This window comes from Candidatus Thiothrix putei (genome assembly GCA_029972225.1).
Taxonomy (GTDB): Bacteria; Pseudomonadota; Gammaproteobacteria; order Thiotrichales; family Thiotrichaceae; genus Thiothrix; species Thiothrix putei.
Window position 1 is genome coordinate 3,676,854 of record CP124756.1, and the last position, 14,274, is coordinate 3,691,127.

Annotated in this window: 10 protein-coding genes; 6 read left to right on the forward strand and 4 right to left on the reverse strand. The window is 50.6% G+C overall.

From position 1 onward, the window contains the following. Nucleotides 1-25: 25 nt before the first annotated feature. The 3 genes from QJT81_18905 to QJT81_18915 all read left to right on the forward strand — a co-directional run bounded on the left by QJT81_18905 (nucleotide 26) and on the right by QJT81_18915 (nucleotide 8,221). On the forward strand, nucleotides 26-3,763 hold the full coding sequence (locus QJT81_18905; GenBank protein WGZ93832.1) for a hypothetical protein: 3,738 nt from the start codon (nucleotides 26-28) through the stop codon (nucleotides 3,761-3,763). A 389-nt stretch (nucleotides 3,764-4,152) separates the two neighbouring features. Next, entirely contained in the window at nucleotides 4,153-7,371 is a 3,219-nt protein-coding gene (locus QJT81_18910; GenBank protein WGZ93833.1) for an IPTL-CTERM sorting domain-containing protein, read from the forward strand. A gap of 316 nt (nucleotides 7,372-7,687) precedes the next feature. Continuing rightward, nucleotides 7,688-8,221 carry a TlpA disulfide reductase family protein gene (locus QJT81_18915; protein WGZ93834.1) on the forward strand — a complete coding sequence of 178 codons (534 nt, stop codon included), beginning with the start codon at nucleotides 7,688-7,690 and terminating at the stop codon, nucleotides 8,219-8,221. 68 nt (nucleotides 8,222-8,289) lie between these two features. Here the strand turns inward: QJT81_18915 and QJT81_18920 are convergent, their stop codons facing one another. The 3 genes from QJT81_18920 to surE form a co-directional block, all read right to left on the reverse strand. Then, on the reverse strand, nucleotides 8,290-8,943 hold the full coding sequence (locus QJT81_18920) for a LysM peptidoglycan-binding domain-containing protein (GenBank protein ID WGZ93835.1): 654 nt from the start codon (nucleotides 8,941-8,943) through the stop codon (nucleotides 8,290-8,292). Between the two features lie 109 nt (nucleotides 8,944-9,052). Next, complete coding sequence (locus tag QJT81_18925; GenBank protein WGZ93836.1) at nucleotides 9,053-9,751, reverse strand: protein-L-isoaspartate(D-aspartate) O-methyltransferase; 699 nt, start codon at nucleotides 9,749-9,751, stop codon at nucleotides 9,053-9,055. Then, on the reverse strand, nucleotides 9,738-10,502 hold the full coding sequence (surE, locus tag QJT81_18930) for a 5'/3'-nucleotidase SurE (protein ID WGZ93837.1): 765 nt from the start codon (nucleotides 10,500-10,502) through the stop codon (nucleotides 9,738-9,740). Before surE ends, QJT81_18925 begins: the two co-directional genes overlap by 14 nt. Here surE and QJT81_18935 point away from each other — a divergent pair. The 3 genes from QJT81_18935 to QJT81_18945 all read left to right on the forward strand — a co-directional run bounded on the left by QJT81_18935 (nucleotide 10,501) and on the right by QJT81_18945 (nucleotide 13,607). After that, nucleotides 10,501-11,025 (forward strand): Smr/MutS family protein, encoded by a 525-nt coding sequence (locus QJT81_18935; GenBank protein WGZ93838.1) that lies wholly within the window; start codon nucleotides 10,501-10,503, stop codon nucleotides 11,023-11,025. The genes surE and QJT81_18935 overlap by 2 nt on opposite strands. A 66-nt stretch (nucleotides 11,026-11,091) precedes the next feature. Continuing rightward, nucleotides 11,092-13,188 carry a M12 family metallo-peptidase gene (locus tag QJT81_18940; GenBank protein ID WGZ93839.1) on the forward strand — a complete coding sequence of 699 codons (2,097 nt, stop codon included), beginning with the start codon at nucleotides 11,092-11,094 and terminating at the stop codon, nucleotides 13,186-13,188. Then, nucleotides 13,188-13,607: a hypothetical protein gene (locus tag QJT81_18945; protein ID WGZ93840.1), complete on the forward strand. Its 420-nt coding sequence runs from the start codon at nucleotides 13,188-13,190 to the stop codon at nucleotides 13,605-13,607. Before QJT81_18940 ends, QJT81_18945 begins: the two co-directional genes overlap by 1 nt. On the opposite strand, the gene rpiA is transcribed toward QJT81_18945, so the two are convergent. Next, entirely contained in the window at nucleotides 13,604-14,260 is a 657-nt protein-coding gene (rpiA, locus tag QJT81_18950) for a ribose-5-phosphate isomerase RpiA (GenBank protein ID WGZ93841.1), read from the reverse strand. The two genes, QJT81_18945 and rpiA, sit on opposite strands and share 4 nt — an antisense overlap. Nucleotides 14,261-14,274: the final 14 nt, after the last annotated feature.

Consider the following 14,274-nt stretch of genomic DNA (forward strand, 5'->3'; position numbering starts at 1 on the left):
TAAAAATTAGCGAGAGAGTCCACTTATGCATTCCACAACACTTCGCAAATACCTTGGGTTGAGCGCCTCCGTCCTGTTACTCGCAGGTAACAGTGCATGGGCGGCGCAAACCTTGGAATACAGTATCCGTTGGGATACCAAAGATGACCGTTACCATGTCTTCATGAAACCCAACGCGACACCGTCGCCTAAAGACATGAGCATGACGGGGCAATTCACCATTCGTGTTCCTCACGCTACCGGTGCCAGTGCCTTTACGATTGATGACCCGGCAATCACCGTCACCAATACCAGTTGGGCAAATGATTCACGGGTTGATGCACCTGTGGAAGACCCTTCCGTCGACTACTTATCCTTCAGCTTGAACATGATCAAATCGGATGCTTTCCAGTGGAAAGCGGGCGAAGAAAAAGAAGTCTTCAGCTTCAGGAACACCGGCGCGTGTTTGGGGCCGGTTGCCTTAATCGACAACCAAAATGACCCTTTCAATAAACCGTTGTTGAGCGGCGGCAATAACTCCGAAGGCACCAACCCCGGCAACCAATTTACCAACTTGGGTTGGGGCGAATCAGACGAAAACAACTACCTAGGTAATTACGGTTCGGCTGCGGATTGTAGCGACAGTTTAGACAGTGACGGCGATGGTTTAAAAGATGGATTAGAAAAAACCATCGGTACTGATCCTAACAATCCAGACTCCGATGGTGATGGCATTCCTGACGGTATAGAAGCACCAGGCGGTGTTGCTACTGACACCGATGGCGATGGCATTATCAATGCCAACGATCCAGACGATGACAACGATGGTGTACTGACCAAGTTTGAAAACTACAACGGCGGTTCACCAGCGGATGACGATACCGACGGTGATAAAATCCCTGATTATTTGGATGTCGATGACGACAATGACGGGATTCTGTCTAAAGATGAAAACAATGATCCCAATGGTGATGGCAATCCAGCAGATGCTAAAGACTCTGATGGCGACAAAATCCCTGACTATTTGGACAAGACTGATAATCGCCCCGACACCGATGGCGACGGCGTGAAAGATGTTGACGATGTTGACGACCTCGACGACGACAATGACGGCATTTTGGATACTGCCGAAGGCAATGGCGTAACCGACACTGACAAAGACGGCACGCCCGATAGCCGTGATGATGATAGCGACAACGATGGCGTATTAGACCGCATCGAAGGCCATGACGCTAACCACGATGGCAAAGCCGATGTTGTACCAACCAATAAAGATACCGACAAAGATGGCTTGGACGATGCGTTTGACCCCGACAATGGCGGCAAAGCAGCCACCCTGCCGGATTTAGATGGCGATAAAATCCCAGACTTCCAAGACCGTGATGATGACGGTGATGGTTTGCCTACCGGCGCTGAAGATGCCAACACCGATGGTGATACCAACCCATCCACCAACATGACCGACACCGATGGCGATGGCACGCCAAACTATTTGGATGCCGATGACGACGGTGACGGCAAACCTTCCGCCACTGAAGGTAATGACCCTAACAAAGACGAATCACCCGCTGATGCCATCGACACTGATGGTGACAAAATTCCAGACTACTTGGATGCCAACGACAACGACGGCCCCAAAGGTGACTTGGATGGTGACGGTCTGAGCAATGAAGACGAAGCTAAAGCCGGTACAGACCCGACCAACCCGGATACTGACGGCGATGGCATCAACGACAAAATTGAAGTTGGTCCAAACCCAGCCACCCCTGTCGATACCGATAAAGATGGCACGCCAGATGCCAAAGACACCGACGATGATAACGACGGCGTATTGACCAAAAACGAAAACTACAACGGTGGCACACCAGCCGATGACGACACCGACGGTGACAAGATTCCAGACTATCTGGATACCGACGATGACGGCGATGGCAAACTGTCCAAAGACGAAAACAACGATCCGAACAAAGACGGTTCTCCAGACGATGCTAAAGACAGCGATGGTGACGGCAAGCCCGATTACTTGGACAAAGATGACACCGACGGCCCTAAAGGCGACCCGGATGGTGACGGCGTAAGCAACGAAGACGAAGCCAAACTTGGTACCGATCCGAAAAAACCGGACACTGACGGCGATGGCCTCAACGACGGTGATGAAGTTAAAGCAGGCACTAACCCGCTGAACAAAGACACTGACGGCGATGGCGTTGATGACAAAACCGAAGTCGGTGCTGACCCATCAAAACCCATCGACACCGATGGTGATGGCAAACCCGACGCCTTGGATACCGACGATGACAACGACGGCGTACTCACCAAGTATGAAAATTACAATGGCGGCACACCATTGGATGATGACACCGACAAAGACGGTAAACCCGACTATCTGGATAATGATGACGACGGTGACGGCAAAGTTTCTCGAAATGAGAAAAATGACCCGAACGGTGACGGCAACCCAGCGGATGCAGTGGATACCGACGGTGACGGTAAGCCAGACTACCTCGACACCAATGAAACCGATGGTCCTAAAGGCGACCCGGATGGTGACGGCGTAAGCAACGAAGACGAAGCCAAACTTGGTACCGATCCGAAAAAACCGGACACTGACGGCGATGGCCTCAACGACGGTGATGAAGTTAAAGCAGGCACTAACCCGCTGAACAAAGACAGCGACGGTGACGGCATTGACGACAAAACCGAAGTCGGTGCTGATCCATCCAAACCGATTGATACCGATGGCGACGGCAAGCCTAATGCGCTGGATACCGACGATGATAACGACGGAGTACTGACCAAGTTTGAAAACTACAACGGCGGTACGCCATTGGATGATGACACCGACAAAGACGGCAAGCCCGACTATCTGGATACCGACGATGACGGCGATGGCATCCTGTCTAAAGACGAAGGCAACGACCCGAACAAAGACGGTGATCCGAAGGATGCATTAGATGGTGACATGGATGGTATTCCAGACTACCTCGACACCAGTGTCGATGCGGTCAAAATCCAAGTCAAAGCCATGTTGCAAGGCGCTTACAACAGCACCAGCAAATTGATGCAGGACGACTTACGCAGCAAAGGTCTGCTCCCACTGAGCCAACCTTACAATATCGGCAGCATCAAATACATCGGCAAAGAAGTAATGGCGGCGACTCAGCTTGCCATTACGAGTAACGATGCGCCGGTTGACTGGGTACTGGTGGAAGTGCGCGACCCCACTACCCCGGCAACCATCAAAGCACGCATTGCGGGCTTGGTACAACGGGATGGCGACATTGTGGATGCAGCAACCGGCAGCACTTCGCTGATGTTGACTGGCTTACTGCCGGGTAACTACCACGTTTCAGTGCGCCACCGTAACCACTTAGGGGTCATGACTGCCACGCCTGTCACCATTACCGGTAGCGCCGTGCCAAGCATTGACTTCACCAAGCCAACTACTACGGTATTCGGGAAAGACGCGAGGATCACAGCAAATGGCGGCACGGTAGCATTGTTATGGGCGGGTAATGCGAATACGGATATTCGTGCCATTGCTAACGGTCCATCCAACGACACGGGTGTGATTTTGGGTGATGTCCTGCTGGCAAAAGAAAACCTGTCGGTCAGTACCAACTTCCGTCTGACCGGTTATCAAGCCACGGACATCAATATGGACGGTATCACCATCTTTGCCGGGCCATCCAACGATGTGAACATGCTGCTAGGCAACGTTCTGTTGCATCCGGGTAACAGCACTTTCAGTGCTAACTACATCATCAATCAGCAATTGCCTTGATGATTCACAGTCTGGGGGCGGGTTTCCCGCCCTTGGGCTATCTTGGGTATTTACGACAGGTCTCATTCAGCGTGATGATGATATTGTAGATACGCAAACGGGGGAAACACGTTCAAGCTAAAGGGCTTGCAGACTGGCAATTACTATTTATTCGCCTATCACCGTAACCATTTGGAAATTATGAGCGCCACGGCACTTAACTACGTGATGCCAAAATGGATAACTTAACCATTTCTACAAGGCGCTCCAATGACTTGAGTTTGCTGCTAGGCAATGTCCTGCTGCATCTGGTCAACAGCACGACTAGTGCAAATTACATTATCAGGCAACAACTGCCCTGATACCAACAGGCTTTAAAATCCAAAAACAAAATAAGAGAGTCGGTAATCATGAAAAAATCGATCAAACAAGCAGTTTCAAGGGGGTTAGCACTGCTGGTATTGCTACCGGCTGCGCATACAGCATTCGCAGGCGTAGATGGCGGGGTCGAATACCGCGTTGCCTGGGATTCCGTAGACAGTCGCTACCGTGTGTACGTGCGCCCTACTTCGACACCGGATAAAGACTTAAGCATGACGGCGCAAGTGACATTGCGGGTTCCGCACGCGACAGGCGACCAAAAATTCACAGTATCGGACATTAAAACCAAGGCAGGCACTAACTGGTCACTCAGTTCGGAAGTCTATGGCCCCGCAGAAGACAAAGCCATTGATTACCTCTCATTCAATTTCACCCCCATTGATGTGCGAGCTTTCGCCTTCAAATCTGGGGTAGAGCAAGAAGCGTTTAGCTTCAAAAATACTGGGCCTTGCTTGGGCAGTGTGGCGTTGATGAACAACAGCACCGACCCTTTCAACCAACCACCGGATGCACCGAACAATTCTGCTGGCACTAACCCCGGTAATCAATTTGCCAATGCCGGTTGGGGTGTTACCGATGACAACGACTATTTAGGCAACTATGGCACTGCCGCTAACTGCGCCGATGTCGTCATACCCACCAATAACGCCCCCAGCGCCGTTGTCGATACCGTCACCACCACCGCAAACACTCCCGTTACAGTTGCTGTACTCGCCAATGACAGCGATGCAGATGGCGACAAACTAACCGTATCCGCCGTAACGTCTGGCGAAAACGGCACAGTCGTACTGCAAGACGGCAAACCGATGTACACCCCCAATGCAGGCTTTAGCGGTACGGATAGCTTCACCTATACCGTTTCGGATGGCAAAGACACCGACACCGCAACTGTCACCGTGACAGTCACTGCATCAACACCCATATTGGAAGCGAAAACAGACACGTTTACTGTTGATGCCTCAAACGGCACCAGTGTACTGGATGTGTTAGCAAACGATACTATTCCAAGCGACCAAGCCATCACGCTAGAAGTGATGACTGATCCGAGTCACGGTATTGCCACCGTCAAAAACAATCAGATTCTTTACACGCCAACAGCGGGTTACACCGGCTCTGATACACTGAAATACCGCATCACGGATGCTGACGGCAACATAGCCGAAGCCAGCATTTCCCTGAGCATCACCGTAACCGCTGCTGCCAATAAAGCCCCCATTGCGGAGGCAGATCAAGTCACTACTACCGCTGGCAGCCCCATCACTGTTGATGTACTCGCCAATGACAGCGATGCAGATGGCGACAAACTAACCGTATCCGCCGTAACGTCTGGCGAAAACGGCACAGTCGTACTGCAAGACGGCAAACCGATGTACACCCCCAATGCAGGCTTTAGCGGTACGGATAGCTTCACCTATACCGTTTCGGATGGCAAAGACACCGACACCGCAACTGTCACCGTGACAGTCACTGCATCAACACCCATATTGGAAGCGAAAACAGACACGTTTACTGTTGATGCCTCAAACGGCACCAGTGTACTGGATGTGTTAGCAAACGATACTATTCCAAGCGACCAAGCCATCACGCTAGAAGTGATGACTGATCCGAGTCACGGTATTGCCACCGTCAAAAACAATCAGATTCTTTACACGCCAACAGCGGGTTACACCGGCTCTGATACACTGAAATACCGCATCACGGATGCTGACGGCAACATAGCCGAAGCCAGCATTTCCCTGAGCATCACCGTAACCGCTGCTGCCAATAAAGCCCCCATTGCGGAGGCAGATCAAGTCACTACTACCGCTGGCAGCCCCATCACTGTTGATGTACTCGCCAATGACAGCGATGCAGATGGCGACAAACTAACCGTATCCGCCGTAACGTCTGGCGAAAACGGCACAGTCGTACTGCAAGACGGCAAACCGATGTACACCCCCAATGCAGGCTTTAGCGGTACGGATAGCTTCACCTATACCGTTTCGGATGGCAAAGACACAGCCTCGGCTACCGTGACTGTCACTGTCACCGCTGTTACTCCAGCGTTAGAAGCCACCACCGATAATTTTACGGTCGATGCTTCCAACCCTAGTAGCTCATTGGATGTACTGGCAAACGATAAAATCCCCGCAGGTCAAAGCGTGATCCTTACGATTATTAACAATCCCACGCACGGCACGGCGATTATCCAAAACAATAAAATCATTTACACGCCAACGGCTGGCTACAGTGGTACGGATACCTTCAAATATCGGATTACGGATGGCACTGGTAATACCACCGAAGCCAGTATTACCCTAACCGTCAAAGCAGCAACTGGCGGCGAATGCGCAACAGCACCCACAAACCCAGAAACGAACCGTGCTTACTACCGGGTAGCATGGAGTAGTACGGATCAACGCTACCATGTGTATATGTACCCCGGCAGCATTCCATCACCCAATAATTTAACCAGTGCACAAGTCACCCTGAAAGTACCGCATGTGAGTGGCGAAGAACGCTTTAAAGCAATCGGCATTCAATCAGCCTTCAGTGGTTTAAGCTGGAGCAACACCTCCAATGTCTTCGCACCTGAAGAAGATACCGACGCAGACTACCTCTCTTTCACACCAGCGATTAGCAATACTAAGGCCATGCAGTGGCAGGAAGGCCAGGAAATTGAGGTATTCAGCTTTGCCAATGCTGGTGCTTGTTCAGGCGCGGTCACTTTGCTGGAAAATGCAACTGATCCATTTAACCAACCCCCTGAAGCGCCGGAGAACTCAGTCGGCACGAATCCGGGAAATAGCATCCTCAATTTAGGTTGGGGGTCAACGGATACCGATCATTACGCCGCTAACTATGGTTGTCCTGCTGTTTGTAGCACCGACACTACACCCAAAGATAGCGATGGTGACGGTCTAACGGATGCAGAAGAAACCCTATTAGGCACTGACCCTAACAACCCAGACTCCGATGCTGATGGTGTGATGGATAAAACCGAAATCGGTAGCGACACCAGCAAACCGCGTGATACCGACGGTGATGGTACAATTGATGCTTTGGATAAGGATGATGACGCTGATGGCATTCCGACTAAAGATGAGCTAGGCGATGCTAACGCGAATGGCACTCCCGATTATTTGGAAAAAGCCAGCACTGTTCCACCTCAACAATCTGTTGCCGTACCCACCTTAACGCAATGGGCGCAGATCTTACTCAGCTTATTGTTAGGCGCGGTTGCCATACGTAAATACCGCAAGGGTTAAACAGCACTTCCGGGTATTCACTGGATTCAACATCAAACGGATACCCGGAATGTTGTCGTATAAATACAACTTGCACTGAAAAACACATTAGCATAGCCTTATGTTCTTTTGATAAATGAGAAACAGACTGACAAAACACTCAGAAGATACCGCAATTAAATCGGGTTGTGCCAACCAATAGAGAAATTCAACCAGACTCTTTTGCATAAACAGTCTATTCTCAGGGATGCCCCTAAGAACACAAAATAACAGTGATTGTTTAGAAAGTAGTTCTTAAAAGAGTGTGTTGTTTACGTATAAAAGTTGAGGGTTCAATATGAAATTGATCAAACGGGCCATTGCCCTGACAGCGTTTTTTTTACTATCTGCTACAGCAAACGCTGCTGATACCGCCAAAGTCGCGGACTTTAGCTTCAAGGATATTGAAGGCAAGGCTCACCAATTCTCCGACTACCGTGGCAAGTGGGTGATTGTTAATTATTGGGCGACGTTTTGTGCGCCTTGTGTTGCAGAAATCCCGGCACTGAACAGTGTAGCCAAACGCTTCAAAGATAAAGCGGTCATCCTCGGTATGGAAGCAGGCGAAACCTCGACCGATGAACTGAAGCAATTCGTTGCTCAGAAAAAGGTTGCTTACCCCATCATCCCAACGCAAGACAGTACCATGTTTGCCTTAGGGCTGGTGTATGGCGTACCGACTACCTTCATCGTGAATCCAGAAGGCGAAATTGTCGATACTCACACGGGGGCTGTCACCTCAGCCATGTTACAGAATTACTTACGTGCTGATAACAACGCAACTAAGTTAGCCAAAGAAAAAGAGGATGATTGTGTAACTGGCTTCTGCTAAACCTAGCACGCCATGTCATGCACAGTAAAAAGCCCGCTCACTAAAGAGGCGGGCTTTTATCATTTACATTACTTAAGTTTCAAGCGCTGTCCTGGCGCTATCGTATAATTAGGTGCTACCAAGTTATTCAGACGGATAATATCCTTCCAATAAACACCAGTATTACGCATTACCTGAAATACAGTATCGCCTTTTTGCACAACGTATGAACCACTGTTTACAACACTTGCAGCAGGTGCTGCCGGGGTCGGGGTTGGCGTAGCACGGTAAGTATTGCTATTGGCAGGCGTGGTTGCTTTAGGCGCTGAGTAATCATAGTAACTACTACTGCTTGCTGTGCTTGCACTGTAATCATAATAAGGCGTGGTCGCTGGCGCAGTGTAGCCATAATTAATCGCGGGTTGTTGCGGGGTTGGCGTTGTGACAGGCGCAGTGTAACCATAATTATAGTTCGACGTATTAGCCGTAGTAGTCGTTGCTGCGCCGCCACTACCAGCCAAACAACCATCACCATGATGGTGTGCTAAACCTTCTGCGGGTAAGACGTGTGTGTGTGTGCGCCCACAATGCGTATGGCTAACAGCAGCACGGTTTACCGTATTTGTTTGCGTGTTACTTCCATTGTTGTATCCAGTACCTGCGTAATAGGGATTGGGGGTACAAGCGGCTGCCATCAATGCCAACAAAGACGTGGCTGCGACCACTTTGATTTTTCTATCCATGATAGTTACACCTTAATGTTATTGGGGGGTTCAGGGATGTGAAAACACTCACATAATTCTTGAATAACTCTGGAATATATACCAAATTTAAGAAAATATTTCTCAATATTCAAATAACGTTCGTATTCCTTGACTGGTTTTCCTTAATCATCGGCACGAATTGTACGGCCTCATATTCTGTTGTTGTATAGGTTTCTACCGCATCACGGGTAATGACTTGTAACATTTGCGCTCCGCCTTGCTTGCCCACGGGAATAATTAACTTCCCGCCAATAGCCAGTTGTTCTAGCAAAGCAGGCGGCACTGCTTCTGGGGCAGCCGTCGCAATAATCGCATCAAACGGTGCTTCGCGAGCTAATCCCCAACTGCCATCACTCAGATATGTATGGATATTACGGTATCCCAACGCCTGAAGCAGCTCACGGGTAGCGCGGTAAAGTGGCTCAATGCGCTCCACAGTGAACACCTGCTCCACCAGTGGGGACAATATCGCTGCTTGATAACCAGAACCGGTTCCCACTTCCAATACTTTCCGTGGTGGTTGCTCTCCCTCAAGCAATAACTCCGTCATGCGAGCCACAATATAGGGCTGAGAAATCGTCTGACCATGCCCAATGGGCAAGGCGGTATCCTCATAGGCACGGCTGGCGAGCGCTTCATCCACCAACAGATGGCGCGGGGTTTTGCTCATCACCTCTAACACCGCTTCATTGCGGATACCTTTGTCGCGTAAGCGTTCAACCAAACGGTTACGGGTACGCTGCGAGGTCATGCCAATACCTTGCACATCGAGCTTACGGGGCAACATGACACGCCTCCAACCAACGGGCTGTTTCCGCTAACGCCCGATGCCGCGTCAAATCAGCGTGGATCGGCGTAATCGACACATAACCCGCCTGCACCGCGTAAAAGTCTGTACCCTCACCGGCATCCGCCGCATCTCCCGCAGGCCCTATCCAAAATATTTCGCGACCACGCGGATCCTCAGCACGAATCACCGGTTCGGATCGATGCCGTTTACCCAAGCGGGTCACGCAAACACCCCGTACCTGTTCCCAAGGTACGTCAGGCACATTGATATTGAGGATCATATTGCTCCTATCCGGGTAAGCTTTGACATGTGGCAACAAGTGCAACACCACTTGTGCAGCAGTGGCGTAATGCGTTACCGCACCAGGTTCAAGGGCAGCCAGTGACACCGCCAAGGCGGGATACCCCAAAAACCGCCCTTCCATTGCAGCGGCCACCGTACCAGAATACAGCACATCATCGCCCAGATTAGCCCCGGCATTGATACCAGAAATCACCATATCCGGGTCATGCGCGTACAATCCCAAACCAAGGTGAACACAATCGGTCGGTGTACCATTCACACTGTAAACCTGTTCAGCGTGCCGGGTCATGCGCAAAGGGTTACGCAAGGTGAGAGAATTACTCGCACCACTGCAATCCTGATCAGGGGCAACTGTGATAACATTGCCAACCGTTATTAGCGCCTCGCGCAGACGGTTGATACCGGGAGCCATAAAGCCATCATCGTTACTGAGCAGTATATCCATGAGTACTGAAGAGTTTTCCTTGTTCCGTGAATCCATGCAGGATGTGAAGCCACTAAGGCCAAAACATCATGTCATACATCATAGCGTAAAACCGCCAGCCATACCCATCAAGACCCTGGAAGATGAACGCCAAGTGCTGCGCGACATGCTTTCTGATGCCTACGACCCGGTGGAATTACAACCCGGCGATATGCTCAGTTACTACCTGCCCGGCCTGCAAAACCGGATTGTACGCAAATTACGCTCCGGGCATTACCGCATTGCCAGCGAATTGGATCTGCATGGCCTGAATGCACGGGATGCCAAGCAACAACTGCTGCAATTCCTGCACGATGCCCACCCCGGTCATGGCGAGTGTGTCCGCATTATTCACGGCAAAGGCAACCGCTCTAACCACAAAGGCCCTGTCATTAAAACCAAGATTAATAATTGGTTGCGCCAACATGAGCGCATCTTGGCTTTCCATTCGGCTCGTCCAGTGGATGGCGGAACAGGCGCACTTTACGTGTTGTTACGTCGCTAAACACTTACTAATGGTCTATAATTCTGCGCAAACTACGGGCATATTAACGATTAGGACACCAACAGCATGAAAATATTATGGATGCTTGCGCCGTTATACTTCGCCAACAGCGTTAGTGCTAACACCCTCCCTGCACTCTGGCAAGACATATCAGCACGTAACACCCGCGTTACCGCAACGAGCGCTCACTTACAAGACTATCGTCTTCTACATCTCGATGAAGCCCAATGGCTGGCACAAGCTGATACCCTTCTCACCCCCAACACTCTGGAAAAAGCCCGCACTAACCTGCCTAGGCTAGATTTACCTCTGCCCGATGGTGGCTTTGCAACCGTGAGTATTGAACCCACTGACATACTTGCACCCGACATTGCCACCGCTCATCCTGAAATTAAAACATGGAAAGTCTTCGGCACAGACGGCAAAGTCATCAGTGGCGTAGCAGACTTCACTTCGCGTGGTCTGCACGCCATGCTTGATATGGCTAACGGTGATACTTTATTCATTGAACCACAAACCGATACCTCCGCAACCACTAGGCAATACCTCAGTTTCCGTAAAAGTGCTAATGCGGAAGCCTTTCGGTCAGGTAAGTGGTCATGCACCAGCCAAGACCCTGTGAACAAACCCAGTTTTGCCAATACGTTAGCAGCCAATAGATCCGCCAGAACCGCAGCAGCCAGAGCCGGTGAAACCTTACACACCTACCGTCTAGCAGTAGCCGCTACCGGGGAATACACCACTTATTACGGCAGCCAGAGTGCCGCATTCAGTGCGATTGTCACTGCCGTCAACCGCATCAACCAAATTTATGAACGGGATTTATCCACTCGCCTCACCTTAGTCAGTGACACGAATGTGGTATTCACCAACGCCAATACAGACCCTTATACCAATTCCTCTGCTCCACAAATACTGAAACAAAATACCAGCACACTCGACAGTATCCTAGGTAACAATAACTATGATATTGGACATGTTTTCACCATGGTTAACAGCGGCATGGGACTCGCTCTATTAGGGGTGGTATGCGACACACAATTTAAAGCGCAAGGTGTATCCGGTCTGCCTGAGCCGAAAGGGGATGCGTTTATCATTGATTTTGTTGCACATGAAATCGGGCATCAACTAGGCGCAAGTCACACATTTAATGGCTTACTGGGGACTTGCTCCAACAACCGAGAACCCCGAACCGCCTTTGAACCCGGCAGCGGCACAAGCATCATGGCGTATGCTGGTTTATGCTCTCAGGATAACACCCAAACCTTCAGCGATAGTGCGATGCACGCTGCCTCGATCCTACAAATTCAGCAGTATTTGCATGAAGGTAACGGAGCAAGCTGTGCCAACAAAACCAGCCTCACCAACCGTAACCCCAGTGCTAACGCAGGAGCGGATTACACCATTCCTGCTGCTACCCCCTTTATTCTCAGTGGCAGTGGCAGCGATCCCGACGGAGATACCTTAAGCTACTCATGGGAGCAAAGCGACGCTGGCACTGCCTCAAATGTCAATGTGGATACCGGTGATAATGCCCTGATTCGCACACGCCTACCCAGTGACTCCCCGCAACGCATTATTCCCACACTGTCTGACTTAGCGAATCAGGTACAAACAGCAGGCGAAGTATTACCAGTAACAAATCGCGAACTCAATTTCCTCCTGCAAGTGCGTGACGGTCGGGGTGGCACGGCCTACGATGAAATGCAAATCAATGTGCGCAATACTGGGCAGGCATTCGCTGTCACCTCTCCTCGCACAACCTCACTCCTAGGCGGTAGCCAACAAACCGTCAACTGGAATATTGCCAATACGCATTTGCCCCCTATCAACTGTGCTACGGTTGATATTGCTGCCAATAACACCACAGGCAGCTTTATCACTTTAATCAGCAACACCCCCAATGATGGCACGGAGGTCGTTACCTTACCCAGTAATTTGGGCAGCCGTACCCACATACTAGTCAAATGCCATAACAACATTTTCTTCGCTTTATCCGCCACTAATCCGGCTAAAGCGAGCGCCAGCAGTGACAGTAATACCAACATCACAACACCTGACAGTAACACCGGCAGTGGTGGCGGCGGCGGCTCAATACCCACTTCATGGCTCTGGTTAGCCGGATTATACGCATTGCTGCGCTTACGCAAAGGAGAGAAATAATGAAAGTGACTTTACTGAGTATACTCTGTGTTGGTGGTCTTACTGCCTGCCAGCCTCCCCCACAGCCCATCCCGCAGAAAACACAAGGGTTTCATGTACCTTCTGTTGAGGAGATCAGCGCCAGTAAGGAACGCTATTTTGCCGAGCAATTGCCCCTGCTCAAAGCACGTAACCCAGAAGCGGAAGCCAAAGCTGCTATCAGCCAAGGCAATCGCTATTTTTTGTGCAATGCAGGGCGCAGCAGCACCGTACCCGGTATTGCACCGGAGGTCTTCGCCCAAGTACGTGATAAATGCCCGACAGAGTGTCTGGATGGGGTAACAGATGCGTTATACGGGGAAAACCACCGCCGTTACTTGGCGGTGGCATTAGACTATTCCGCGAAATGGAATCGGGTGATGTTAGCGGCTTGCCGTTAGACCAAGGTACGCACGCCGTTTGCCCCGCCCAAAATCAGCACATCGGCTGGGCGGATCGCAAATAAGCCATTGGTCACCACGCCCGGAATCTGGTTGAGACGGTTTTCCATCTCGACCGGGTTGGTGATTTCCAATCCGTGTACATCCAGAATGATATTGCCATTGTCAGTGGTAAAACCGGCACGCAACACGGGATTACCCCCCAGCTTCACCATTTCCCTTGCCACCAAGGCTTGCGCCATCGGGATCACTTCAATCGGTAAGGGGAATTTGCCCAAGGTTTTCACCAGCTTGGTGTCATCGGCGATGCATACAAATTTATCGCTTGCGCCTGCCACAATCTTTTCACGGGTCAAAGCACCGCCGCCGCCTTTGACTAGGTGCAAGTGTTCGTTAGACTCGTCCGCACCGTCCACATACAAGGACAATTGCCCTGCCTCGTTCAAGTCCAGCACCCGAATCCCGTGGCTTTCCAGGCGCTGCGCACTGGCGATGGAACTGGCAACGGTCGCTTCGACTTTGTGCTTAATCCCTGCCAGCAAGTCGATGAAATGGTTGGCGGTAGAACCCGTGCCGATCCCCACAATCATACCGGGTTGTACATAGGCGAGTGCGGCTTCTGCTGCCGCTTTTTTCATAGCGTCTTGGTTCATAAACGTTCCTGTGA

Coding starts and splice junctions, on each gene's coding strand:
- QJT81_18925 (WGZ93836.1), bottom strand. CDS start 9,751: ATGTTGCCCCGTAAGCTCGATGTGCAAGGTATTGGCATGACCTCGCAG.
- QJT81_18910 (WGZ93833.1), top strand. CDS start 4,153: ATGAAAAAATCGATCAAACAAGCAGTTTCAAGGGGGTTAGCACTGCTG.
- rpiA (WGZ93841.1), bottom strand. CDS start 14,260: ATGAACCAAGACGCTATGAAAAAAGCGGCAGCAGAAGCCGCACTCGCC.
- QJT81_18945 (WGZ93840.1), top strand. CDS start 13,188: ATGAAAGTGACTTTACTGAGTATACTCTGTGTTGGTGGTCTTACTGCC.
- QJT81_18940 (WGZ93839.1), top strand. CDS start 11,092: ATGAAAATATTATGGATGCTTGCGCCGTTATACTTCGCCAACAGCGTT.
- QJT81_18920 (WGZ93835.1), bottom strand. CDS start 8,943: ATGGATAGAAAAATCAAAGTGGTCGCAGCCACGTCTTTGTTGGCATTG.
- QJT81_18905 (WGZ93832.1), top strand. CDS start 26: ATGCATTCCACAACACTTCGCAAATACCTTGGGTTGAGCGCCTCCGTC.
- QJT81_18915 (WGZ93834.1), top strand. CDS start 7,688: ATGAAATTGATCAAACGGGCCATTGCCCTGACAGCGTTTTTTTTACTA.
- surE (WGZ93837.1), bottom strand. CDS start 10,502: ATGGATATACTGCTCAGTAACGATGATGGCTTTATGGCTCCCGGTATC.
- QJT81_18935 (WGZ93838.1), top strand. CDS start 10,501: ATGAGTACTGAAGAGTTTTCCTTGTTCCGTGAATCCATGCAGGATGTG.